The sequence below is a fragment of the Pseudomonas sp. OF001 genome (assembly GCF_904426495.1).
Classification (GTDB): domain Bacteria; phylum Pseudomonadota; class Gammaproteobacteria; order Pseudomonadales; family Pseudomonadaceae; genus Geopseudomonas.
The window spans coordinates 461,628-483,852 of record NZ_CAJGBM010000001.1 but is presented as its reverse complement, the minus strand read 5'-3'; the positions used below and the strand labels follow the sequence as shown (position 1 = coordinate 483,852).

Genomic DNA, 22,225 nt, shown 5'->3' with positions numbered 1-22,225 from the left:
CCGGCGCGAAGGGGTCAGTGGCCGAGCAGCTTCAGCAATGCCTCGGCGCTGGCGTCCGAGGAGGCCGGGTTCTGCCCGGTGACCAGCAGGCCGTCGACGGCGACGTGGCTGTGCCAGTCGGCGGCCTTGCTGTACTGGCCGCCGTTGGCCTTGAGCATGTCCTCGACCAGGAAGGGCACCACCGCGCTGAGCTGCACGGCCTCCTCCTCGCTGTTACTGAAGCCGGTGACCTGGCGGCCTTTGACCAGCGGCTGGCCGTCGGCGCCCCTGGCGTGGCGCAGCACCGCCGGGGCGTGGCAGACCGCGCCGACCGGCTTGCCGAGCGCCTGGAAGCGCTCGATCAGCGCCACCGAGCGGGCGTCCTCGGCGAGATCCCACAGCGGGCCATGGCCGCCGGGATAGAACAGCGCGTCGTAGTCCTCGGCGCGCACTTCATCCAGCGTCAGGGTGCTGGCGAGCGCGGCGCGCGCCGCGGCGTCCTCATTGAAGCGGCGGGTGGCGGCGGTCTGCGCGCCGGGATCACTGCTCTTCGGGTCGATGGGCGGCTGGCCGCCCCTGGGCGAGGCCAGGACGATTTCGGCGCCGGCGTCCCTGAACACGTAGTAGGGCGCGGCGAATTCCTCCAGCCAGAAGCCGGTCTTGTGGCCGGTGTCGCCCAGCCGGTCGTGGGAGGTGAGCACCATCAGGATCTTCATCGAGGTCTCCAGTGCGGGCCATGGGGCCGGTGGATCGTGTGGTGGGCATCATAGGCCGCCGGCTAAGATTCGATAATTCGAAAGCTTCGATCCGAGGTATTCAATAAATGAATATTGCCAACAAGGACCTCAACCTGCTGCTGGCCTTCCACGTGCTCTATCAGGAGCGCAACGCCTCGCTGGCCGCGGCGCGCATGGCGCTCAGCCAGCCGGCGCTGAGCCACAAGCTGAACAAGCTGCGCCACGAGTTCGGCGACCCGCTGTTCGTGCGTGCGCCGCGCGGGCTGACGCCGACGCCACGCGCCCACGAGCTGGCGCCGACCGTGCAGCGCCTGGTCGGCGAGCTGGAGGCGTTCTACGACCACTGCGCGGGCCGCGACTTCCTCGCCCGCGCCGAGCGCATCCACCTGTACACCACCGACTTCATCGAGCAGACCCTGCTGCCGCGCCTGCTGCCGCAGCTGCGCGCCCAGGCGCCCAACCTGGTGCTGATCACCCACAACACCCGCGGCCAGCTGCCGCGCGAGGAGCTGGAGAAGGGCACCTGCGACCTGGCCATCGCCGGCTTCTACGCCAACCTGCCGGACACCTTCCGCCAGCAGCGCCTGTTCGGCGAGGACTTCGTGGTGCTGGCCTCCAGGCACAACACCCGGCTGGCCGGCGGCCTCGACCTGGCCGCCTTCGTCGCCTGCGAACACCTGCTGACCACCCTGACCGGCGACCTGCACGGCGTGGTCGACCGCGCCCTGGAAGCGCGCGGCCTGCAGCGCCGGGTGGCCGCCGGACTGTCCAGCTTCATCGCCCCCACCCGGCTGATCCGCGGCACCGACCTGCTGCTCACCTGCCTGCGCCCCATCGCCGAGGAAGCCGCCGAGCGCGATCCCGAGCTGGTCATCCACCCGCTGCCCATCGAGCTGCCGCGCGTCGAGCTGATGCAGATCTGGCACGAACGTACCGACGCCGACCGCCTGCGCCGCTGGCTGCGCCAGCAGATCCAGCAGGTGGCGGGGGAGTTGCAGCGGCGCTGATCCCGCTGCTCGCCCAGGGCCGGCGCATGAGGCCGACCAGGTAACCCCACACACGACAGAACATCTGCCCTCCCCTGCCGGAGCGAATTCATTCGCTCCTTGCCGTTGCTGCTCCAGCCGTTGCTGCGCCTGCCCTGGCCGCGTCCCCTTCCCCGCCTCGTCTCCACCCGACTTTGCTTGCCCCGCGCACTCCTGGCAGGGCCGGCAGGCCTCTCGAATAAAATTCCCTTCAAGATAAAAAATTTCACAGCAGCTATGGACGGCCCCATCCACCTTCGCTTATAAAAACACCACAGAGAAAAATATATTCCCCGCAGTCAAAAATATTCAGAAATGAAATCGGGCTTCACCGACGAACTTTTCGCCTTGCAACCGCTGCCTCCATACCCCGAGGACTCGACATGCAACACGCTCCGAACCAGTACGTGATCAAGATCAGCTGCCCGGCGACCTCCGGCATCGTCGCCGCGGTGACCACCTTCCTCGCAGACCACGGCTGCTACATCAGCGAGATGGCCCAGTTCGACGACGAGGTCAGCGGCACCTTCTTCATGCGTGCGGTATTCCGCTTCAACGCCGGCCTCAAGGGCGATATCGCGGTGATCGAGCAGGGCTTCGTCGATGTCGCCGGCAAGTTCGCCATGACCTGGGAACTGCACGACACCAGCCAGCCGATGCGCGTGCTGCTGATGGTCAGCAAGTTCGACCACTGCCTGTCCGACCTGCTGTATCGCCACCAGAAGGGCGAGCTGCACATGCAGATCACCGCCGTGGTTTCCAACCACCTCGACCTGCGGCCGATGGCCGAGCGCGAGGGCATCCGCTTCATCTACCTGCCGGTGACCAGGGACACCAAGGCCCAGCAGGAAGCCGAGCTGATGAAGATCGTCGACGAGACCAGGACCGAACTGGTGGTGCTGGCGCGCTACATGCAGATCCTCTCCGACGATCTGTGCAAGCAACTTTCGGGCCGCGCCATCAACATCCACCACTCGTTCCTGCCCGGCTTCAAGGGCGCCAAGCCCTACCACCAGGCCTTCGAGCGCGGCGTGAAGCTGATCGGCGCCACCGCCCACTACGTCACCGCCGACCTCGACGAGGGCCCGATCATCGAGCAAGAAGTGCAGCGCGTGGACCACAACTACGCACCGGACGACCTGGTCGCCGTCGGCCGCGACACCGAGACCGTGGCCCTGTCCAAGGCGGTCAAGTACCACCTGGAGCACCGCGTGTTCCTCAACCACGACAAGACGGTGATCTTCCGATGAGCACGCCCGGCCAACTGATCGACGGCAAGGCCGTCGCCGCCCAGGTCCTCGCCGAAGTGACCGCCGATGTCATCACCCTCAAGGCCCGGGGCATCGAGCCGGCGCTGGCGGTGGTGCTGGTCGGCGACGATCCGGCCAGCCACGTCTACGTGCGCAACAAGGTGCTGCGCGCCGGCGAGGCGGGTATCCGCTCCCTCGAGTACCGCCTGCCGGCCGAAGCAGGCGCTGCCGAGGTGCTGGCGCTGGTCGCCGAGCTGAATGGCGACGCCTCGGTGCACGGCATCCTGGTACAGCTGCCGCTGCCCAAACACATCGACGAGACCGCGGTGCTGCAGGCCATCGACCCGACCAAGGACGTCGACGGCTTCCACAGCGAGAACGTCGGCGGCCTCAGCCAGGGCCGCGAGGTGCTGGTGCCGTGCACCCCGGCCGGCTGCATGCGCCTGCTGCGCGACACCCTGGGCGATCTCGCCGGCAAGCACGCGGTGGTGATCGGCCGCTCCAACATCGTCGGCAAGCCGATGGCCGCCCTGCTGCTGGCCGCCGACTGCACGGTGACCATGCTGCACTCGCGCAGCAAGAACCCGCAGGCGCTGTGCCGCAAGGCCGACATCGTGGTCGCCGCGGTCGGCCGGCCGCGGATGATCAAGGCCGAGTGGATCAAGCCCGGCGCGGTGGTGATCGACGTCGGCATCAACCGCATCGAGGAGGACGGCAAGAGCCGGCTGGTCGGCGACGTCGACTTCGCCAAGGTGCAGCCGCTGACCGCGGCGATCACCCCGGTACCCGGTGGCGTCGGGCCGATGACCATCGCCCTGCTGATGCAGAACACCGTGACCGCGGCGCGCCAGCAACAACCCAAGCATGCGGCCCCTGCGGCCGGTGAGGAGGCCACATGCCGTTCAGCCTGCTGAAATACGGCCTGTCTTCGGACTACCCGGTGGATGTCGATCTGCCGGCGCCGAAGGAACTGAAGTCGTCCTACGACGTGGTGATCATCGGCGGTGGCGGCCACGGCCTGGCCACCGCCTACTACCTGGCCAAGTACCACGGCATCACCAACGTGGCGGTGCTGGAGAAGGCCTACCTGGGCGGCGGCAACACCGCGCGCAACACCGCGGTGATCCGCTCCAACTACCTCACCTCGGAAGGCGTGAAGTTCTACGCCGAGTCGGTGCGGCTGTTCAAGGAGCTGTCCAACGAGTTCGACTTCAACATCATGTACTCCGAGCGCGGCCAGCTGACCCTGGCGCACACCGATGCCACGGTGCGCGCCTTCCGCCAGCGCGCCGAGGTCAACAAGCACTTCGGCGGGCGTACCGAGATGATCGACCGCCAGCAGATCCGCGAGCTGGTGCCGACCCTCAACCTCGACCCCGGCCACCTGCCGGTGCTCGCCGGTCTGTGGCACATCGACGGCGCCACCGCGCGCCACGACGCGGTGGCCTGGGGCTACGCCAAGCAGGCGGCCAAGCGCGGCGTGGAGATCCACCAGCTCACCGAGGTGCAGGACTTCGTGGTCGAGCACGGCAAGGTCACGGCGGTGAAGACCAACCGCGGCACCGTGAAATGCGGCTGCGCGGTGCAGGCCATCGCCGGACACAGCTCGCTGCTGCTCAACAAGCTGGGCATCCGCGCGCCGATCCACAGCTACCCGCTGCAGGCGATGGTCACCCAACCGTTCAAGCCGTTCCTCGACCCGCTGGTCAGCTCGTCGGCGCTGCACTGCTACGTGCAGCAGACCGGCCGCGGCGAGGTGGTGTTCGGCGGCGGTTCCGACCCCTATCCGCTGTACAACACCCGCTCGACCCTCGACCTCAAGGAAAGCCTGCTGGCCCACGCCATCGAGATGTTCCCGTTCCTGGCCAACGCCAGGCTGATGCGCCAGTGGGCGGGCACCACCGACATGACCCCGGACTACAGCCCGATCATGGGCCGCTCGCCCATCGACAACTACTACCTCGACGCCGGCTGGGGCACCTGGGGCTTCAAGTCGACGCCGATCTGCGGCAAGACCATGGCCGAACTGGTGGCCAGCGGCGGCAGGACGCCGGAGCTGATCGCACCCTTCGCCCTGGAGCGTTTCTCGACCTTCCAGCAGGTCAACGAAATGGGCGCCACCGCCGCCAGCCACTGAGGAACCCGCGATGAAGATCATGCCCTGCCCCCTGAACGGTCCGCGCAACATCAGCGAATTCACCTACGGCGGCGAATTCAAGCAGATGCCCGACCCGGCCACCTGCAGCGACGCCGAGTGGGCCGACTACGTGTTCAACAGCGACAACCGCGCCGGCCTGGTGGTCGAGTGGTGGATGCACAACGCCTCCAGCTACTGGTTCCTCGCCGAACGCCACACCGTCACCGACGAGATCGTGCGCACCTTCGATCCCAAGGAAATCTTCACCAGCCGGGTCGACTTCGCCGCGCCCGCCAAGCCCCAGGAGGTCGTCGCATGACCGCTTACAGCCGCCTGCCCGCACCCATGGGCCTGCTGATCGACCGCGATCAGCCGCTTCGCTTCGACTTCGACGGCAAGCCGTACCAGGGCTTCGCGGGCGACAGCATCGCCAGCGCCCTGGCCGCCAACGGCCGCTGGCTGCTGTCGCGCTCGTTCAAGTACCACCGCCCGCGCGGCCCGCTGACCATGGCCGGCCAGGACGCCAACACCCTGGTGCAGCTGCCCAGCGAACCCAACGTGCTGGCCGACCTGCAGCCGCTGGCCGAGGGCCTGAGCGTGACCGGGCAGAACTTCGCCGGTTCGCTGGACAACGACCGCGACGCCCTGCTCGGCAAGTTCTCCAAGTTCATGCCGGTCGGCTTCTACTACCGCTCCTTCTACAAGCCCAAGGGCATCTGGAAGGTGTGGGAGCCGATCATCCGCAAGAAGGCCGGTCTCGGCGTGCTGGATCTGCAGTTCCAGCCCGAGTACCACGACAAGGCCTTCCTGTTCGTCGACGTCGCCGTGGTCGGCGCCGGCCCCGCCGGCCTCACCGCCGCGCTGCACGCCGCCAACGCCGGCGCCAAGGTGCTGCTGGTCGAACAGCAGAGCTACCTGGGCGGCGCCCTGGCCTGGGCACGCTTCGACATCGAGGGCCAGCGCGCCGGCGAGCTGCGCCGCGAGCTGGTCGACGCGGTGGAGAACCACCCGAACATCCGCATCCTCAAGGACGCCACCTGCAACGCCTGGTTCACCGACAACTTCCTGCCGGTGATCCAGGGCAACCGTCTGTACAAGGTGCGCGCGAAACAGTGCATCGTCGCCGCCGGCGCCTTCGACCAGCCGGTGGTGTTCCGCAACAACGACCTGCCGGGCGTGATGCTGGCCAGCGCCGCGCAGCGCCTGATCAAGCTGTACGCGGTCAAGCCGGGCCAGCGCGCAGTGGTACTGACCGGCAACGACGATGGTTATCTCGCCGCCCTCGACCTGCTGGATGCGGGCGTGGTGGTGGCCGCTCTGGTCGACATGCGCACCCAACCGGACGATGCCGCCCTCGCCGCCACGCTGAAAAAAGCCGGCGTCGCGCTGCACAGCGGCAGCACCGTGTACGAGGCGCTTCACGAGAAGGGAATGCGCCACGTCAGCGGCGTCGACGTGCGGCGCATCGTCGGCAAGGGCCAGGTGGCCGGCAAGGGCATGCAGCTCAACTGCGACCTCTTGTGCATGTCCGCCGGCTACATGCCGGTCTACCAGTTGCTCTGCCAGGCCGGCGGCAAGCTGAGCTACGACGACGCCCAGGCCGCCTTCACCCTCAGCGGCCTGCCGCAGAATCTGAGCGTGGCCGGCTCGGTCAACGGTCGTCACGCCCTCGACAACGTGCTGTGCGAAGCCGCGCAGGTGGCCAGCGCCGCCTGCGCCAGCCTCGGCCTGCAGGAAGCAGCCGCGCCGGCCAGCTTCGTCGCCGAGCCGCGGGTCAACTTCGACTGGCCGATCTTCCCGCACCCGGACGGCAAGGACTTCGTCGACTTCGACGAGGACCTGCAGGTGCGCGACATCGTCAACGCCACCCGCCACGGCTATCGCGACGTGCAGCTGGTCAAGCGCTTCTCCACCGTCGGCATGGGCCCCTCGCAGGGTCGCCACTCGGCGCTGCCCACCGCGCGCCTGGTCGCCCAGGCCACCAACCGCAGCGTCAGCGAGACCGGGGTGACCACCGCGCGTCCGCCGTTCGTCGCCGAGAAGCTCGCCCACGTCGCCGGCCGCGGCTTCGACCCGTACCGGCAGACCGCCATGCACCAGCGCCACGTCGAGCAGGGCGCGAAGATGATGCCGGCCGGCGTCTGGCAGCGTCCGGCCTTCTACGGCAAGCCGGAGGAGCGCGAGGCCTGCATGCAGGCCGAGGCCCGCCACGTGCGCGAGAAGGTCGGCATCATCGATGTCTCCACCCTCGGCGGCCTCGACGTGCGCGGCCCGGATGCCGCCGAGCTGCTCAACCGCCTCTACACCTTCGCCTTCGCCAAGCAGCCGGTCGGCCGTTCGCGCTACGCGCTGATGACCAACGAGCACGGCGTGGTGATCGACGACGGCGTGTGCGCGCGCTTCGCCGACAACCATTTCTACGTCAGCGCCACCACCAGCGGCGTCGACCGCATCTACCAGCAGATGCTCAAGTGGAACGCGCAGTGGCGGCTCAACGTCGACATCACCAACGTCACCGCGGCGATGGCCGCGGTCAACCTGGCCGGGCCGCGTGCGCGCAACGTGCTGCGCAAGCTGTGCCAGGACGTCGACCTGAGCCCGGAAGGCTTCCCCTACCTGGCCGTGCGCCAGGGCACGGTGGCCGGCATCCCGGCGCGCCTGTTGCGGGTCGGCTTCGTCGGCGAGCTGGGCTACGAGATCCACGTGCCGGCGCGCTACGGCGAATACCTTTGGGATGCGCTGATGCAGGCCGGCGAGAAGGACGAGATCCGCCCGTTCGGCGTCGAGACCCAGCGCCTGCTGCGCCTGGAGAAGGGCCACGTGATCATCGGCCAGGACACCGACGGCATGACCCATCCGGCGGAGATCGACATGGGCTGGGCCATCGCCCACAGCAAGTCGTTCTTCGTCGGCAAGCGCTCGGTGGAAATCCTCGAGGCGCAGCCGCTCAAGCGCAAGCTGGTCGGCTTCGTCCTGCCGGCGACCTCGACCAAGCCGCTGGAAGGCCACCTGGTGCTCAACGGCCCGGACATCAGCGGCAACGTGACCTCCTGCGAGTACAGCGCCACCCTCGGCCAGATCATCGGCCTGGCCTACTGCGCAGCCGCGCAGAGCGCGCCGGGCAGCCAGATCCCGATCCGCGTCGAGGGCGGCCAGGTGGTGCAGGCGACGGTGGTCAAGCTGCCGTTCTTCGATCCCGAAACCCAACGTCAGGAGCTGTGATCATGGCCTCTCTGCAAGCCCAGCAATTCACCGAACGCAGCCCGCTGTACCGCCGCCATGCCGGCGCCAGCCTCGGCCGCTTGGGCGACAGCGTGATAGTCGCCCACTACGGCGAGCACGACGAAAGCGCCCAGCTGCAACGCTGCGCGCTGCTCGACCTGACCAACCTGGCGCGCGTCGGCTTTCGCGGCGCCGCGGCCGCCGAGTACCTCACCGCGCGCGGCTATGCCCTGCCGGAGGCGCCCAACCGGGCGCTGACCCAGGCCGACGGCAGCCACGTGGCGCGCCTGTCGCAGACCGAGTACCTGCTGCTCGGCAGCCTGCGCGACGCCGGCGCGCGCATCGCCGCCGAGGAGGCCAACTGGCAGTTCGGCGCGACGGCCAACTACCTGCTGCCGCGCCAGGACAGCCACGCCTGGCTGCTGCTGACCGGCGAATGCATCGCCGAGGTGATGGCCAAGCTGTGCGGCGTCGACCTGCGCGCCGAGGCCTTCCCGGTCGGTGCGGTGGCGCAGACCTCGGCGGCGCGGATCAATGTCATCGTGGTCAACCTGCCGGAAGGCGAGCTGCCGTGCTTCCAGATCCTCTGCGACCGCGCTTCGGCGAGCTACTTCTGGGACGCGCTGCTGGATGCCATGGCCGAGTTCGGCGGCCAGCCGGCGGGGATCGATGCGCTGCTGTAAGGCGCCAAATCTGCCCCGCCTCTGATCGCTCCCACGCTCACGCGTGGGAGCGCAACGCCCGGGACGCTCCGCGTCCCCGGACACCGGCGCCTGGGTTCCCACGCAGGAGCATGGGAACCATCAAATGCCCCCGCCCGGAGAACAACCATGACCATCGCCGAAGACCTCGACAGCGGCCGCGACACCGATTACATGGTCCCCGCCCTGCAGCGCGGCCTCTCCATCCTGCAGATGTTCAACGCCCAGCAGCGCACCCTCGGCACCAGCGAGATCGCCGAGCGCCTCGGCGTCAGCGTCTCGGCGATCTACCGCATCGTCCACACCCTCGAGGAGATGGGCTACCTGCGCAAGCTCGCCAAGAACACCTGGGAACTCGGCCCGCAGGTGGTGTCCGCCGGCTTCAGCTACCTGGCCAGCCGCGACCTGGTCGACCTGGCCCTGCCGCACCTCAACGCCCTGCGCGACCGCACCTCGCTGTCCTGCCACCTGAGCATCCGCGAGCACACCGACAGCCTGTACCTGTACCGCGCCTTCGCCGCCCAGCGCCTGTCGGTGAACATCCCCATCGGCACGCGCCTGCCCTGCCACTGCACCGCCATGGGCCGCATCCTGCTCACCGGCCTGACCCCGCCGGTACTCGACGCGCTGTACCTGCACGTGCGCCTCGACGACCACCCGCCGCCGGCCCCCAAGACCCTGCCCGAGCTGCAGGAACTGATCGCCGGCGACCGCCAGCGCGGCTGGGTGCTGCACCGCTCCGACTACTCCACCGCCATCGCCACCGGCATCCGCAACCACCTCGGCGAAGTGGTCGCCGCCATAAACCTCTCCGGCCCGGATGCGGTGATGGACAGCGCGGAATCGCAGGCGCGCTTTCGCGAGGCGCTGCTGCTGACGGCGGCACGGATTTCGGCGGAGCTGGGTGGCTGAACTGCGCGACGGGCCTCAGCCCTGGCGCTTTTCCGCTATCCAGATGGTGTGGCGGGTGCCCTTGTTGCCGTGGGCGTAGACCTTGACCTCCTCGGCCTTGAAGCCGGCCTTGCCCAGGCGGGCGGAGAAGGCACGGTCGGCGCTGGCCGACCACACGGCAAGGATGCCGCGCGGACGCAGGGCACGGGCGCAGGCGTTCAGGCCGTCGAGGGAGTACAGCCAGTTGTTGGCCTGCTGGGTCAGCCCCTCGGGGCCGTTGTCGACGTCCAGCATGATCGCATCGAAGCCCTGCGGCTCGGCCTGCAGCACCCTGGCGACATCCTCGTTGACCACCCGGGCGCGCGGGTCGCGCAGCGGGTAGCCGGACTTCTCGCCCAGCGGGCCGCGGTTCCACTCGATCACCCCGGGCACCAGCTCGGCCACCACCACCTCGCCGTTGTCGCCCAGGTGCCTGAGCGCGGAGGCCAGGGTGAAGCCCATGCCCAGGCCGCCGATCAGCACCCGCGGGCCGGGCCGCGCGGCGACCTTCTTGCAGGGAATCTCGGCCAGGGCGTCTTCCGAGCCGTGCATGCGCGTGTTCATCAGCTGGCCGCCGTGGCCGCCCTGGATCTTGATCACGAAGTCGTCGCCGTGCTCGAACAGGCACAGGGCGCCGCCGTTGTCGGGAATCGGGGCGGTGTCGAGCAGGACAAAACGTTTCATGGGCAGCCTCGCAAGAGGGTCGATCGACTCGACCCGAAGGGGGACAGGCAACGGCGGCGAGCACCATTGCCCAGGCCCGGCATTCTAGCGGTTATCCGCCGGGCGATACCGACTAGACGCGCCATGGCCACCGCCCGACAGCCCCTAACCAGCCCTCAGGAGTACCGATCTGCTAGTGGGTCTTGAGGTCATAAGCCCAGATGATCGGGCTCGGGTCTTCCCACTTCATCGGCTCGTGGGCGTCATGCATCAACACGTAGAGGCGATTCAGCTTCGGAGCGACTGCCATCAGTTGCCAGCCACCAGGCGCCCAGCCGGCCTTCTTGTCGGCTTCCCGCTGCTCCAGCTCCCAGGCCGGGAGAATCCTCGGCTCCTTGCCAGACAGGTCGACCGCACGAATGGTGCCGGTAGTAGTCGTGTAGTAATACGTTTCACCAACGTTTACAACTCGGGAACGTTTGGAAGGAATAACAACTTCCCAGGACGGCGACAGAGTGCTGGTATCCCAGGCAGTCAGCACATCAGTGCGAGTTCCACGGGTGCCACGAGAGTAGAAAAGGTCGGCGGTGTACAACAGCTTGCCGTCGCGACTCAATGTGGACGGTGCCGTGAAACCGGTGCTGACCATGCCAAGCATGCGCTTCTGATCCGGATCGACCACCACTACACGCCCGGCGACCATGCTCTCGAATTCGACGTCGACAATGTAGGCGCGATGAGGCTCAGGCGGAAAAGCAAGTTTCTCCTGACCAATATTATCCGCAGGCAGGTCAGCGCATGCATGACCAATCCCCATCAGAGACACGCCAAGAAGCGTTACGCTCCGCGCAAGATTTCGGACTATCCGCATTTTTTATACCTATTGTTATTAAGCCAAGTCGAAGATCCCTTCCTCTGGTCCAAGAATGTATTCGGCATTCCCCCCGGAGGCACTGCCGATTCCTGCCAAACGATTGCGGGTTCGTGCCAGGCGTTCGACGAGGCCCATCAGGAGGGCAACGCTGCCCTGCCCGGCTTGCTGATCCCCACGCCTGGCATGTCGATCGACCGGGCGTGGCCGGAAGCTGCGGGCATCTAGGGTTGACGGATGATCAGGTGGACTTGCGCGAGCCGGGCGGATGCCGGCGCACAGATGACGTGGCACGCGAACGAAGTATCGGGAGGAGGATCGGCCGGGATGCGAGGGCGCCCCGCCGGCTCGCCCGGCGAGGCAGCGACGGAGCGCCGCACCTGTGGCGGGCGCGGCCTCAGGCGGAGGGCGGGAAAGCGGTCGTCAGTCGGAAAGCGCCTTGAGGTTGTCGAACAGCTTCGACAGCAGCACATTGGTGCGCTGGATCTCGGCCGAACTCACCCCCTCGAAGCTGCGGCGGAACAGCTTGCTGACCGAGCCGCGAATCAGCTCCAGGCTTTCCAGTCCCTTGTCGGTCAACGAAACCAGGGTAACCCGGCCATCCTCGCTGGAGGTCACCAGATTCACCAACCCCTCATCCCGCATGCGGTAGACGATCTTGGTGGTCGTCGGCAACTTCGCCACGGCCTGGCTGGCTATGTCGGATATGCTCAGCTCGGAATGCTCCTTCAGGATCATGATGATGCGCCAGCGCGGCACATCCATGCCAATCCGCTTCAGCAGCCGTTCCATCTCCTGGCTGTAAAGTGCATTTATCTGGGCAATCCAGTAGAAGGGAAACTCGCGGCGCTTGAAGTTTTCGCTCAGCGGGTCGTACATGTCGGCTTTGCGTTTATTGGTCATCAGGCACCTAGGTCTCCGGCCGCATCCGACCATTCGGGCCGGGTAAGAATCGAGCTGAAATTCTAGAGTGATTCCCGGGGAGGTGCGAGCATTTTCAGACCTTGGGAAAAGCAACTGGATCCGCTCTTGGTGGGTTAATAACCGCACGAATTGTCCAATGACAAGGGACACCCCGAAAACTCACTTACCGCCGCTCCTGCCTGTGCGGGAGCGGCGGTAAGTGGCTGATTTCAAAACCTGCCTAGATCGAGCTGTAGATTTTCCTCAGCATCGCCTTCAAGCCGGCCTGTTCATCGGGCTCAAGCAGCGACAGCATCTTCTGCTCATGCTCGATCGCGGTATCCAGAAGCTGAGTTGCCAGCCGCTGGCCATTTTCGGTGAGCAAGAAACAACTTCCCTCCACCTGCAGCAGGCCTCTTTCCTGCAACCACTCGCCAGTCGAGGCCAGCTCCTTCAGGGGCTGGGACACGATACGGCAGATCTGCTCCTGCTCCATCGGTTCGCCATCGGCCAGCAGGGTGAGCACCCGCCACTCCTCGGCGCTGACGCCGAAGTGACTCAGCCGCGGATAGAAATCGCTGGCGTAGGCGTTGAGTGTCTGGCGCAACTGGTACAGCAGGTAGTCGCCGAGAAGACCACGGGCTTCGAGCGCCTCGGTCGGCGCCTGCACGGCCGGATGGGTTTCCGGCACCGCATAGCGGCCATTGTGGAACACCAGCGAGCTGACGTTATCCTCGTAGGCGTAGTCAATGACCTCACCCACGATGATGAGGTGGTCGCCGCCCTCGTAGACACTCCAGGTCCTGCACGCGAACGAGGCCGAAGTGCCGGGCAGCAGCGGGCAGCCATTGGCATCGTCCCGCGTGTGCAATCCGGCGAACTTGTCCTCGCCGCGGCGGGCGAAGCGGTTGGAAATGTCCACCTGGTCGTTGCGCAGCACGTTGATGGCGAACGCCTTGCCCCGGGTGAAGGCTTCGAGACTCCAGGCCCCCTTGTCGATGCTCCAGAGCACCAGAGCCGGCTCGATCGACAGGGTGTTGAAGCTGCTGGCGGTCATGCCGATCGGCTTGCCCTCGGCATCGCGGGTAGTGATTACGGTGACGCCGGTGGGGAACTTGCCCAATGCCCGGCGGAAGTCCTTGGGATCGAATTTCATGGGTGGCTCCGGTTCAATTCAAGACGGCAGGAAACTTTCGCCTGCCCATCAGCCCAGCGAATGGGGCAGCAGCAGCGACAGCGCGGGAATGCCGACGATCAGTCCCAGGCGCACCACATCGGCCACCACGAACGGGGCCACCCCCCGGAAGATGGTCGACAGCTTCACGTCGGGAACCACCCCGCGCAGCACGAACACGTTCATGCCGACCGGCGGCGTGATCAGGCTGATCTCGGTCACCACCACCACCAGGATGCCGAACCAGATCAGATCCATGCCCATGGCCTGCACCATCGGATAGAACACCGGCACGGTCAGCAGGATCATCGACATGCTCTCCAGCACGCAGCCGAGCAGCAGATAGATGGCGATCAGGACCAGGATCACCCCGAACAGGCTGAAGCCTTGCCCCATCACCCAGTCGCGCAGGAGCATGGGCAGGCCGGTCATGTTGATGAAGTTGGAAAAGACCAGCGCACCGATCACCAGGAAGAACAGCATCGCGGTGGTCCGCACGGCGTTGCTGAGCGAGCGGTACAGCATGGCGGGGCCGAGCTTGCCGCTGAACAGCGCGATCAGGAAGGCGCCGGCGGCTCCGATGCCGGCCGCTTCGGTGGGGGTGAAGATGCCGGCATAGATGCCGCCCATCACGATGATGAAGATCAGGTTGATGCCCCAGACCCCCTTGAGGGAGATCAGCCGCTCCTTCCAGCTGGAGCGGGCACCGGCAGGACCGCTGCCCGGATTCAGCCGGACCGTGACCATCACCGCCGCCATGTAGAGCAGGATGCCGACCGCCCCCGGCAACAACCCGGCGATGAACAGCTTGCCGATATCCGTCTCGGTGATCAGGCCGTACACCACCAAGATCACGCTCGGCGGAATCAGGATGCCCAGGGTGCCGCCGGCGGCGATGGCGCCGGTCGCCAGGCTGTCGGAGTACTTGTACTCGCGCATGGACGGCATGGCCACCTTGGACATGGTGGCCGCAGTGGCCATGGAGCTGCCGCACACGGCGGAGAAGGCACCGCAGGAGACCACGGTGGCCAGCGCCAGCCCGCCCTGGAAGTGCCCGAGAAACGCATTGGCCGCGCGGTACAGCTGCCTGGACATGCCCGACTCGGTGATCAGGTTGCCCATCAGCAGGAACAGCGGCACCACCGACAGCCCGTAGGCCAGACCGGTATCGAAGGCGGTCGAGGCCACCATGTTCAGGGCAGTGCTCCAGCCCCGCGGATTGCCGTAACCGATCTGCTGCATCAGGGCAAAACCGACCACGCCGACGATCCCCATGGCCACTCCCAGCGGAACCCGGGCGAGGATCAACACCATCAGGGCTGCAAAGCCGATCAGACTAGCTTCCATCTGGTTATTCTCCTTGGGCAACGGGAGCGCTGCTGCCGAACAGTGCGCGGATGATCAGGGCGAGGGTCGCAAGACCGGTGGTCAACGCCATCAGGAAGGCCAGCCAGGCCATGGGGATCTGCAGCACCGCCGTGGTATCGGCAAACCGCTGCACCTTCAGCGCGTGCTGCCACAGCACCCAGGTGAAGGTGCCGAAGGCCAGGATATTGATCAGCTCGATCAGCCGGGACTGGATGCGCCGGAGCCGAGGGCCGATGGAGGAGTCCAGCAGATCCACCACGATATGCCCATCCTCCGCCGTGACCAGCGCCAGGCCGAGAAAGATCACCGCTGCCAGCATCAGCTCCGTCAGTTCGAAGGCGCCATTCAACGGGGCGGAAAACAGATAGCGGCCCAGTACATCGATCAAGGTCATGGCCATCATCAGGAACATGACAACTGCGGCAGTTCCACCGAGCAGGTGGCGGTACAGCAGTACCACCACCCCCCGGCTGCCGACTGAAGCTCTGAGAGATGCTTTCATCGGCTTCCCCGTCAGTTTTTGACCAGCTCACGGCTCAGCTGGCGGAACTCCGCCAGGGCCGCCGCACCATCCACGCCAGCCGCTTCGGCCTGCTTCAGCCACTCCTGCTCCATCGGCAGGCTGGCAGCGCGGATTTCGCCCACGAAGGCATCGCTGGCGGTCAGCACCTCGTTGCCGTTGGCCTTGATCGCCTCGAGTCCCTTGGCATCCTGGACATCCCACATATGGCCGGCCAGGCGCGCCAGGGCTTCGCCGGAAACCCGCTCGATGGCGGCCCGATCCTGTTCCGGCAGACCTGCGAAGCGCTCCTTGTTCATCACCACGAAGAAGCTGAAGTTGTAGAGCCCGTCCGGCACCAGGGTGGTGTGGGTGGCCTTCTGCACGATGTTGAAGGCGGGCACCGACTCCAGCGGGAACAGGGTGCCATCGGCCACGCCACTGGAAAGCAGCTCGTAGGTGCTGGAGGAAGGCTGCTGCAGCGGGACGTAGCCCAGGCCCCTGGACAGGTCGTTCATCACGCCGCCCCCGACGCGCAGCTTCAGGCCCTTCAGATCGGCTGCGCTGCCGACACTGCGGCGACTGTTGTGGATATGGCCCGGTCCATGGGTGAACAGGCCCAGCAGCTTGGTGTCCTCGTGCTCGCCGGCCTTGGCCAGGTACTTGTTGTAGACCTGCCAGTAGGCAACCGAGGTGGCTTCGGCGCTGTGCCCGCCGAAGGGGAACTCGACCATCTTGTACAGGCCGAAGCGCCCCGGCGTGTAGCCATGCGCGCCGTAGGTGATATCGGCCTGCCCTTCGGCGGCAATGTCGTAGTGAACGCGCGGATGCCCCAGGGCCGACGGCAGCATCACCACCTTCACCCGGCCTTCGGTTGCCTGTTCCACGCTCCTGGCCCAGGGTTCCATCACGTCCCGGACCAGCGGATGTCCCGAGGGCAACCACGAAGACATGGTCAGCCGGGTCTCCGCCTGCACGCCCGAAGCCAGGACAGCCATCGTCGTCATTACCGCCACGCGCCAGATCTTTTTCATTGTTATTGTCTCGCTTCTTGTTTTGAGTTCTGCCCGAACGAGGAGATCGGGCAGGGCAATGAACCACTCCAACCACCAACGCCAACTGCCTTTCAGATATCCACCACCAGACGCGCGCTCTTCGCCCGCGAGCAGCACAGCGCGATCTGGTCGTTGTCCGCCTTTTCATCGTCAGTGAGGAAGCGATCGCGATGATCGGGAGTGCCTTCGAGCACATCGCAGATGCAGGTTCCGCAGACCCCCTCCTCACAGGACATCCGCACCTTGACCCCCACTGCCTTCAGCGCCATGGCGATGCTTTCGTTCGGCCCTACCTGCACGGTCACGTCACTGGTCCGGGCGTACACCTCGAACGCCTCGCCACTGACATCCACCTCGGCACTGAAGTACTCGAAGTGGATCTGCCGCTCAGGCAGGCCGGCAGCCCCGGCCTGCTCGATCACCCAGTCCATGAAGCCGCCCGGGCCACAGACGTACAGGTGGCTGCCCGCACGCGCCGCGCTGCACAGCCCGTGCGGGTCGAGACGCGCGGCGTCGCCGGCATCGTCGAAGTGCAGCACCAGGCATTCGCCGAATTCGCGCTGGAGCTCGGCGAGGAACGCCGCCTTGCTCTCGCTGCGACTGCAGTAGTGCAGCTCGAACGACTTGCCGGCGGCCTTGAGCGCATAGGCCATGGCGATCATCGGCGTGATGCCGATGCCACCGCCGATCAGCAGGCTGTGTTCGGCACTCATGTCCAGGGGAAAGTGGTTGCGCGGGGCACCGATCTGCACCCGGCTGCCCTCCTCCAGACGGGCATGAATCTCCCTGGAGCCGCCGCGGGAGCCGGGATCGTTGAGGATCCCCAGCCGGTAGCCCGCACTGCCCGGCGCATTGCTGAGGGAGTACTGGCGGATCAGCTCCGGCCCCACGATCACGTCGATGTGGGCGCCGGCCTCGAATGCCGGCAGCGGGCTGCCATCGGCCGCGGCCAGATCGAACACCGCGATCTCGTCGGTCTGGTCTTCGCGCCGGGTCACGATGGCGTCGATAACGCTATTGCTAGTACTGCTTGTCATGGGAAGTGCCTCAGCGCATGAATAGGCCGCCGTTGATGTCCAGGGTCGTGCCGGTGGTGAAGTAGGCTTCCGGCCGGGCCAGTTGCACGACCATGTCGCCGATGAAATCGGCATCGCCCAGCCGCCCGACCGGAATGGCGCCGAGCAGGCCCGGCAGGCGTTCCTCGGGAACCAGGGCCTTGACCATCGGCGACTCGATCGGCCCCGGAGCTATCGCGTTGACGGTCACGCCCCGCCCGGCCAGCTCCTTGGCGAACACCTTGGTCAGGGTGACGATGGCGCCCTTGGAGGCGGCATAGTGGGCACCGGTCGAGGTGCCGCCGTTCTGCCCGGCAAGGGAGGCCATGTTGACGATGCGACCGTAGCCCCTGTCGGCCATGTGCCGTCCGATCACCTGGCAGCCGGCGAAGGTGCCGCCCAGGTTGATGTTCACCACCTCGGCGAACTCCTCCGGCGAGATCTCCATCAGCGGCGTCGCCCGGGTGACCGCCGCGTTGTTCACCAGCACCTGCAGCTCGCCCCAGCGCTCCAGCACGGCAGCCAGGGCGGCCTCGAAAGCGGCCTTGCTGGCCACGTCCAGCGCCAGCGGCATGACCCGCTCGCCGCTGGCGTCCATGGCCTGAGCGGCCGCCTGCGCCGCCGACAGCGAGCGATCGGTCAGCACGACCCGATAGCCCGCCGCCAGCAGGCGGGCGGCGATATGGTTACCCAGGCCCTGGGCGGCACCGGTGACCAGCGCGATATGAGACTGCATTGGGTTACCCATGCGGCCACTCCTCAGAAGATGAAGCTGACAGTGCGCAGGAAGCCGTCGGCGTGCAGCAGCTTCACCACCTTCTGCTCCATCCGGAAGCCATCGGCGCTCGGTTTCAGGATGTACTCCACGTTGGCCGGATAGGTCACCAGCTGGCCGTGGCGCAGTTCGTTGAGGGTCATGGCGCAGCGGGCGATGACCACCTCGTCACTGGCTTCCAGAATGCGCACCCGCGACATCATGCGTACCGTATCGCCCACGGACAGGGCCGATACCGACTCGCCGTTCTCCAGCCGTGCCACACGCAGGCGACGCATTGCGGCATCGTCCAGTGCCAGGTTCAGGGTATTGAGGTAGTCGGTTTCCTTCAGATCGGTCGGCACTATGTACAGGCCGGTTTCGCTCCACAGGGTGAGCCATTCCTGATAGCCCTTGTGGTCCAGCAGGTCCGCTTCATAGCCGATGAATTCGGTGACCTGCGCGAGCAGTTGAGTGTTGGATTTCATCGCTTAGATCTCCTCTCCAGCGGCCATCAGCTTCTTGTACTGGCGGTAGGCACCGCGCATGCCGGTTTCCGAACACACGGCGCCGGCGACGTTGCCATCGGGGGAGGTGTGCAGGTTGTTCAAGCCCCGGTTGACCAGGATCCAGCCGTCGGGGCCAGCCATGGAGCCTTTCTGGACTCGCTCCCAGGCCTCGCCGTCGTCCGGGGTGCCGAAGCCCATCGGCCCCTGGAAGTGCTCGTGCAGACGCATGCGCTTGCGATTGAATGCCGCCGGCGCCCCCTCGCCGCCCAGCGCCACATGCTGGATCTCGGTTACGCCGACACTGACGGGGCGCAGCACGCGGAAGAACGCCATGGAGCAGGACACGTTCGGGAACAGGTTCAGGTTGAAGCCGGTACCATGGGCGGCACGCACCAGCTTCCTGACTTCCTCTTCGGACTTGCCTTCGTCTCGCAACTCCATTGCCAGCTGCTCGAAGCGCGGCGGAATCGGCTGATCCAGATCCGCCTCCAGATCCACCAGCTGCGGAATCATCACCATCACGCTGTGGCCGTTGCCCAGGTCCTCCACGAAGCCTTCGCCGTCGAGGAAGTCGAAGATGTCGGCGGTGGCCTCGTCCAGGGAGGTCACGAAGGACTTGTGCACGATCGGGAAGTGGTAGGCGTCGGTGGTGTTCTCCAGCTGGATCTTCCAGTTGCCCGGGAAGTTGAAGCGGTGCTCGCCCAGCACCTTCACCGGATAGCCACCGCCCTGCTTCATGAACAGGTCGATCCACTTCCTGGCAGCACCGAGGAAGTCTTCCAGCGACTCGATGTCGTCCTTGAGGGTGGCGAACACCATGCCCCGATAGGTTTCCACACGCAGGCTTTCCAGCGGCATTTCGCTCTTGTCGAACACGCCGTCATATTCTTCCGGCTTCGGCAACGCGCGCAGACTGCCGTCCAGGCCGTAACCCCAGCCGTGGTACGGGCAGGTGAAGGCCTTGGTCTTGCCCTTGCGGGCCTCGCAGACGGTGGCACCACGGTGGCGGCAACGATTCTGCAGCACATGCAGATTCATCTGACGGTCACGGCTGAGGATCACCGGCTGGCGGCCGATGTACGCCGTCTTGAAGCTGCCGGCTTCCGGCACTTCGCTCTCGTGGCCGACGAACACCCAGGTGCTGTTGAACACCTTGTCCAGCTCTTCCTCGAAAATCGCCGGATCGGAGTAGAGGGACTTGTGCACGCGACCCTCTTCTACAAGCTCGGCCGCTTTCAGGCTGACGTTCTGCATGTCGATCAGTTCACTCATGGCTTTGTTCTCTTTATTCATTCTTGGCAAACGGACGCATCCGTCGGGCAGTCATTCCTTGGGGACCGGCAGTGGTTGCGGGCAATCCCAGGGGCTCTGTACCGGGCGGTTGAAACGGCTGGTGGTGCAGAAGCGGGAGATCTTCCAGCGCCCCTTTTCCCGACGGAAAGCCACACTCAGCAACGCAGAGCTGAGCTGGGAGCGACCATCGGCAAAGGTCGCGGTCTGCAGAAGCACCCAGGTACCTGCAGCCTCGGTCTCGCTGTGTACCTCCACCTTTTCCGAGGTCAGGAAGTGCACGTTGAGGGCGAAATGTGCCGGCGGCAGGGTGTACTTCGCGAACATGGCGCGGATCGCTGCGCATCCTTCACGACGACCGAAGGTCGCCGCATAGCGCTTGCCCTTGCCTTCCCAGATGGCGTCCTCGGTAAACAGCTCCATCAAGGGATCGAGATCGAAGCCTTCGTCGAGGTAGTCGCACAGCTGCATGTACTCGTGCATGCAGCCACTGACCTCGCGGGCCGCCTCCAGGGCGCCCACCCGCTGCCGCAATTGCTCCAGCTCATTCATCGGACCGCTCTCAGGCACGCTGCACGATCAGTTCACGACCGATGCGCGCCTCGACCTTGGCGTAGCGCCACAGCTTGTAGGGGCCCTTGCCCACCGCGGTGCTGCGGAACAGGTTGCAGCAGGCCGCCACGGTGTCGTAATCCGCCACGTCGGCCAGCAGGTAGGTAGTCCAGGGATAGCCGCTGGACGGGCCGACCATGCTCTGGTCGTCATCCATGTTGCCGATCACCTCGACACCGTCCATGTCATGGATGCCGTTCCACATCTCGCCGAAAGCCGCCCAGACGTCGAGCTGCTCGTCGCGCGGGGCATCCATGAAGTTCTGGTTGATGCCCATGCAGAACAGGACGCGCAGGGGTTTCTTGTCACTCATGGCGTTTCTCCTTCTTATTGTTCGGTTACAGGTAGCCCGGCAGCGGGTCGTGGCCGAAGAACATGGCACCGGCGTTCTTCAGGGTGATCGCCCCCATGAAGGCGTGCTGGGTACACATCATCGAGTCGCGGACGATGCGCGACAGCGGATGGTCGTTGTAGGTCCCGGTCATGCCGGTCACCTGGTAGGTGGAGCGGATCGCCTCGGCGCACTCGTGCGCCAGATTGGTGGTCGCCAGGCGGATCAGGTTGACCTGCTCGCGAGTGGGCTCGCCGCCGGCCAGGATGCTGTTCCAGGCCTCCTCGGTCGCGCCGTAGAAGAAGGCGCGGGAGGCGCGCACCTTGGCTTCGGCCCTGGCGATCTCGATCTGCACGTATTCGCGATCGCCCAGGTTCGGCGCCCCGGTCACCGACTGGCGACCCGCCGCCATCGCCTGCACCACATCCAGCGCCTCGCGCGCCAGGCCGGCGGTGGTCACCGACAGCACCTGGGCGGCAAAGGCCAGCGTCGGGTAGCGGAAGAAGGGCGCATCGACATTGGGCTTGCCGCCACGGACGAAGGTCCACTCCTCCGGCACGAACACCTCCTCGACGACCAGGTCATGACTGCCGGTACCGACCATGCCGATCACGTCCCAGTTGGGCTCGATCTTCACCTTGTCGGCGGACATTACCGCCATGCGCGGCAGCGGCTCGCCGTTGTCCGGCTGGATGCCAACGCCGATCAGCGAAGCTCCCATGCAGCCGCTGCCGAACTTCCAGCGGCCGCTGACGATGTAGCCACCGTCGACCTTCTTCGCCGGCTGGGTCGGAAAGATCCCCCCGGCGAACACCACATCCGGCGTCCCGGACCAGACCTGGTCGATGGTCTGCGGCGGCAGTGCCGCCAGGTAGGCCGGGTTCATGCCGAAGCTGGCGACCCAGCCGGCCGAACCGTCGGCCGCGGCCATCGCCTCGACCATCTGCAGGAACTCGAGCGGCGAGCGCTCGTCCCCTCCCATCACCCTGGGGACCATGGCGCGGTAGACCCCCACCCGCTTGAAGGAGTCGATGATGTCCGGCGAGATGAACTGCTGATCCTCGAACTCCTGACGGCGCTTGCGTACTTCGGCAAGCAGGGCATCGAACACGGTCTCCCCGCCCCAGAGGGATTTGTCGATCTGATAACCAGGCATTCGC

The 22,225-nt window shown here is 66.0% G+C and carries 23 protein-coding genes and 1 pseudogene; 9 read left to right on the top strand and 15 right to left on the bottom strand.

Going from position 1 to position 22,225, the window contains the following annotated elements; all coding sequences use genetic code 11:
• Positions 1-14: 14 nt before the first annotated feature.
• Positions 15-695 carry a type 1 glutamine amidotransferase domain-containing protein gene (locus tag RA210_RS02260; RefSeq protein ID WP_201485244.1) on the bottom strand — a complete coding sequence of 227 codons (681 nt, stop codon included), beginning with the start codon at positions 693-695 and terminating at the stop codon, positions 15-17.
• A 107-nt stretch (positions 696-802) separates the two neighbouring features.
• Here RA210_RS02260 and RA210_RS02255 point away from each other — a divergent pair, with 107 nt between their 5' ends.
• The 8 genes from RA210_RS02255 (at position 803) to RA210_RS02220 (ending at position 9,963) form a co-directional block, all read left to right on the top strand.
• Positions 803-1,723 carry a LysR substrate-binding domain-containing protein gene (locus tag RA210_RS02255; RefSeq protein ID WP_136489310.1) on the top strand — a complete coding sequence of 307 codons (921 nt, stop codon included), beginning with the start codon at positions 803-805 and terminating at the stop codon, positions 1,721-1,723.
• 401 nt (positions 1,724-2,124) lie between these two features.
• Positions 2,125-2,991, top strand: a complete 867-nt coding sequence (purU, locus tag RA210_RS02250) for a formyltetrahydrofolate deformylase (protein WP_201485243.1) — start codon at positions 2,125-2,127, stop codon at positions 2,989-2,991.
• On the top strand, positions 2,988-3,905 hold the full coding sequence (gene folD / locus RA210_RS02245) for a bifunctional methylenetetrahydrofolate dehydrogenase/methenyltetrahydrofolate cyclohydrolase FolD (protein ID WP_201485242.1): 918 nt from the start codon (positions 2,988-2,990) through the stop codon (positions 3,903-3,905). The genes purU and folD overlap by 4 nt, the downstream gene beginning before the upstream one ends.
• Positions 3,887-5,128 carry an FAD-dependent oxidoreductase gene (locus RA210_RS02240; RefSeq protein WP_136489307.1) on the top strand — a complete coding sequence of 414 codons (1,242 nt, stop codon included), beginning with the start codon at positions 3,887-3,889 and terminating at the stop codon, positions 5,126-5,128. The genes folD and RA210_RS02240 overlap by 19 nt, the downstream gene beginning before the upstream one ends.
• Before the next feature lie 10 nt (positions 5,129-5,138).
• Entirely contained in the window at positions 5,139-5,447 is a 309-nt protein-coding gene (locus tag RA210_RS02235; RefSeq protein ID WP_136489306.1) for a sarcosine oxidase subunit delta, read from the top strand.
• Complete coding sequence (locus tag RA210_RS02230) at positions 5,444-8,350, top strand: 2Fe-2S iron-sulfur cluster-binding protein (protein WP_201485241.1); 2,907 nt, start codon at positions 5,444-5,446, stop codon at positions 8,348-8,350. The genes RA210_RS02235 and RA210_RS02230 overlap by 4 nt, the downstream gene beginning before the upstream one ends.
• A 2-nt stretch (positions 8,351-8,352) precedes the next feature.
• Complete coding sequence (locus RA210_RS02225) at positions 8,353-9,033, top strand: sarcosine oxidase subunit gamma (protein WP_201485240.1); 681 nt, start codon at positions 8,353-8,355, stop codon at positions 9,031-9,033.
• 147 nt (positions 9,034-9,180) lie between these two features.
• Positions 9,181-9,963, top strand: coding sequence for an IclR family transcriptional regulator (locus RA210_RS02220; protein ID WP_136489303.1), 783 nt, complete (start codon positions 9,181-9,183; stop codon positions 9,961-9,963).
• A gap of 15 nt (positions 9,964-9,978) precedes the next feature.
• On the opposite strand, the gene RA210_RS02215 is transcribed toward RA210_RS02220, so the two are convergent.
• Both RA210_RS02215 and RA210_RS02210 read right to left on the bottom strand, forming a co-directional pair.
• The gene (locus RA210_RS02215; RefSeq protein ID WP_201485239.1) at positions 9,979-10,665 is read right to left on the bottom strand and encodes a spermidine synthase; all 687 of its coding nucleotides are present in this window, start codon (positions 10,663-10,665) and stop codon (positions 9,979-9,981) included.
• A gap of 178 nt (positions 10,666-10,843) precedes the next feature.
• Positions 10,844-11,515, bottom strand: a pseudogene (locus RA210_RS02210) (amine dehydrogenase large subunit); the annotation flags it as partial.
• Between RA210_RS02210 and RA210_RS02205 the strand changes: the two are divergent.
• Positions 11,447-11,743: a hypothetical protein gene (locus tag RA210_RS02205; protein ID WP_201485271.1), complete on the top strand. Its 297-nt coding sequence runs from the start codon at positions 11,447-11,449 to the stop codon at positions 11,741-11,743. The pseudogene RA210_RS02210 and the gene RA210_RS02205 overlap by 69 nt on opposite strands.
• 195 nt (positions 11,744-11,938) lie before the next feature.
• On the opposite strand, the gene RA210_RS02200 is transcribed toward RA210_RS02205, so the two are convergent.
• From RA210_RS02200 to RA210_RS02145, 12 genes are all read right to left on the bottom strand, one after another.
• Positions 11,939-12,418, bottom strand: coding sequence for a MarR family winged helix-turn-helix transcriptional regulator (locus RA210_RS02200; protein WP_136490283.1), 480 nt, complete (start codon positions 12,416-12,418; stop codon positions 11,939-11,941).
• 241 nt (positions 12,419-12,659) lie between these two features.
• Positions 12,660-13,574 (bottom strand): flavin reductase, encoded by a 915-nt coding sequence (locus tag RA210_RS02195; protein ID WP_136490284.1) that lies wholly within the window; start codon positions 13,572-13,574, stop codon positions 12,660-12,662.
• A 48-nt stretch (positions 13,575-13,622) separates the two neighbouring features.
• Positions 13,623-14,939, bottom strand: coding sequence for a TRAP transporter large permease (locus RA210_RS02190; RefSeq protein ID WP_136490285.1), 1,317 nt, complete (start codon positions 14,937-14,939; stop codon positions 13,623-13,625).
• Between the two features lie 4 nt (positions 14,940-14,943).
• Positions 14,944-15,462 carry a TRAP transporter small permease gene (locus RA210_RS02185; protein ID WP_201485237.1) on the bottom strand — a complete coding sequence of 173 codons (519 nt, stop codon included), beginning with the start codon at positions 15,460-15,462 and terminating at the stop codon, positions 14,944-14,946.
• An 11-nt stretch (positions 15,463-15,473) separates the two neighbouring features.
• Positions 15,474-16,493 (bottom strand): TRAP transporter substrate-binding protein, encoded by a 1,020-nt coding sequence (locus RA210_RS02180; protein ID WP_201485236.1) that lies wholly within the window; start codon positions 16,491-16,493, stop codon positions 15,474-15,476.
• 92 nt (positions 16,494-16,585) lie between these two features.
• Positions 16,586-17,551, bottom strand: a complete 966-nt coding sequence (locus tag RA210_RS02175) for a PDR/VanB family oxidoreductase (RefSeq protein ID WP_201485235.1) — start codon at positions 17,549-17,551, stop codon at positions 16,586-16,588.
• Between the two features lie 10 nt (positions 17,552-17,561).
• Complete coding sequence (locus RA210_RS02170; RefSeq protein ID WP_236574588.1) at positions 17,562-18,317, bottom strand: SDR family NAD(P)-dependent oxidoreductase; 756 nt, start codon at positions 18,315-18,317, stop codon at positions 17,562-17,564.
• Positions 18,318-18,328: 11 nt separating this feature from the next.
• Complete coding sequence (locus RA210_RS02165) at positions 18,329-18,811, bottom strand: aromatic-ring-hydroxylating dioxygenase subunit beta (protein WP_201485234.1); 483 nt, start codon at positions 18,809-18,811, stop codon at positions 18,329-18,331.
• 3 nt (positions 18,812-18,814) lie between these two features.
• Positions 18,815-20,104, bottom strand: coding sequence for an aromatic ring-hydroxylating oxygenase subunit alpha (locus RA210_RS02160; protein ID WP_201485233.1), 1,290 nt, complete (start codon positions 20,102-20,104; stop codon positions 18,815-18,817).
• Between the two features lie 51 nt (positions 20,105-20,155).
• Complete coding sequence (locus tag RA210_RS02155) at positions 20,156-20,674, bottom strand: nuclear transport factor 2 family protein (protein ID WP_201485232.1); 519 nt, start codon at positions 20,672-20,674, stop codon at positions 20,156-20,158.
• A gap of 10 nt (positions 20,675-20,684) precedes the next feature.
• A complete protein-coding gene (locus tag RA210_RS02150) occupies positions 20,685-21,047 on the bottom strand; it encodes an IacB protein (RefSeq protein WP_201485231.1) in 363 nt (120 codons plus the stop codon).
• Positions 21,048-21,072: 25 nt separating this feature from the next.
• A complete protein-coding gene (locus tag RA210_RS02145) occupies positions 21,073-22,221 on the bottom strand; it encodes an acyl-CoA dehydrogenase family protein (RefSeq protein WP_201485230.1) in 1,149 nt (382 codons plus the stop codon).
• Positions 22,222-22,225 lie beyond the last annotated feature (4 nt).

What these genes read in the sequence shown, in the direction of transcription:
- purU (WP_201485243.1), top strand. Translation starts at nt 2,125, where the DNA reads ATGCAACACGCTCCGAACCAGTACGTGATCAAGATCAGCTGCCCGGCG.
- folD (WP_201485242.1), top strand. Translation starts at nt 2,988, where the DNA reads ATGAGCACGCCCGGCCAACTGATCGACGGCAAGGCCGTCGCCGCCCAG.
- RA210_RS02220 (WP_136489303.1), top strand. Translation starts at nt 9,181, where the DNA reads ATGACCATCGCCGAAGACCTCGACAGCGGCCGCGACACCGATTACATG.
- RA210_RS02150 (WP_201485231.1), bottom strand. Translation starts at nt 21,047, where the DNA reads ATGAGTGACAAGAAACCCCTGCGCGTCCTGTTCTGCATGGGCATCAAC.
- RA210_RS02180 (WP_201485236.1), bottom strand. Translation starts at nt 16,493, where the DNA reads ATGAAAAAGATCTGGCGCGTGGCGGTAATGACGACGATGGCTGTCCTG.
- RA210_RS02185 (WP_201485237.1), bottom strand. Translation starts at nt 15,462, where the DNA reads ATGAAAGCATCTCTCAGAGCTTCAGTCGGCAGCCGGGGGGTGGTGGTA.
- RA210_RS02255 (WP_136489310.1), top strand. Translation starts at nt 803, where the DNA reads ATGAATATTGCCAACAAGGACCTCAACCTGCTGCTGGCCTTCCACGTG.
- RA210_RS02160 (WP_201485233.1), bottom strand. Translation starts at nt 20,104, where the DNA reads ATGAGTGAACTGATCGACATGCAGAACGTCAGCCTGAAAGCGGCCGAG.
- RA210_RS02170 (WP_236574588.1), bottom strand. Translation starts at nt 18,317, where the DNA reads ATGGGTAACCCAATGCAGTCTCATATCGCGCTGGTCACCGGTGCCGCC.
- RA210_RS02200 (WP_136490283.1), bottom strand. Translation starts at nt 12,418, where the DNA reads ATGACCAATAAACGCAAAGCCGACATGTACGACCCGCTGAGCGAAAAC.
- RA210_RS02145 (WP_201485230.1), bottom strand. Translation starts at nt 22,221, where the DNA reads ATGCCTGGTTATCAGATCGACAAATCCCTCTGGGGCGGGGAGACCGTG.
- RA210_RS02240 (WP_136489307.1), top strand. Translation starts at nt 3,887, where the DNA reads ATGCCGTTCAGCCTGCTGAAATACGGCCTGTCTTCGGACTACCCGGTG.
- RA210_RS02190 (WP_136490285.1), bottom strand. Translation starts at nt 14,939, where the DNA reads ATGGAAGCTAGTCTGATCGGCTTTGCAGCCCTGATGGTGTTGATCCTC.
- RA210_RS02235 (WP_136489306.1), top strand. Translation starts at nt 5,139, where the DNA reads ATGAAGATCATGCCCTGCCCCCTGAACGGTCCGCGCAACATCAGCGAA.
- RA210_RS02205 (WP_201485271.1), top strand. Translation starts at nt 11,447, where the DNA reads ATGACCAATCCCCATCAGAGACACGCCAAGAAGCGTTACGCTCCGCGC.
- RA210_RS02225 (WP_201485240.1), top strand. Translation starts at nt 8,353, where the DNA reads ATGGCCTCTCTGCAAGCCCAGCAATTCACCGAACGCAGCCCGCTGTAC.
- RA210_RS02260 (WP_201485244.1), bottom strand. Translation starts at nt 695, where the DNA reads ATGAAGATCCTGATGGTGCTCACCTCCCACGACCGGCTGGGCGACACC.
- RA210_RS02195 (WP_136490284.1), bottom strand. Translation starts at nt 13,574, where the DNA reads ATGAAATTCGATCCCAAGGACTTCCGCCGGGCATTGGGCAAGTTCCCC.
- RA210_RS02230 (WP_201485241.1), top strand. Translation starts at nt 5,444, where the DNA reads ATGACCGCTTACAGCCGCCTGCCCGCACCCATGGGCCTGCTGATCGAC.
- RA210_RS02155 (WP_201485232.1), bottom strand. Translation starts at nt 20,674, where the DNA reads ATGAATGAGCTGGAGCAATTGCGGCAGCGGGTGGGCGCCCTGGAGGCG.
- RA210_RS02165 (WP_201485234.1), bottom strand. Translation starts at nt 18,811, where the DNA reads ATGAAATCCAACACTCAACTGCTCGCGCAGGTCACCGAATTCATCGGC.
- RA210_RS02175 (WP_201485235.1), bottom strand. Translation starts at nt 17,551, where the DNA reads ATGACAAGCAGTACTAGCAATAGCGTTATCGACGCCATCGTGACCCGG.
- RA210_RS02215 (WP_201485239.1), bottom strand. Translation starts at nt 10,665, where the DNA reads ATGAAACGTTTTGTCCTGCTCGACACCGCCCCGATTCCCGACAACGGC.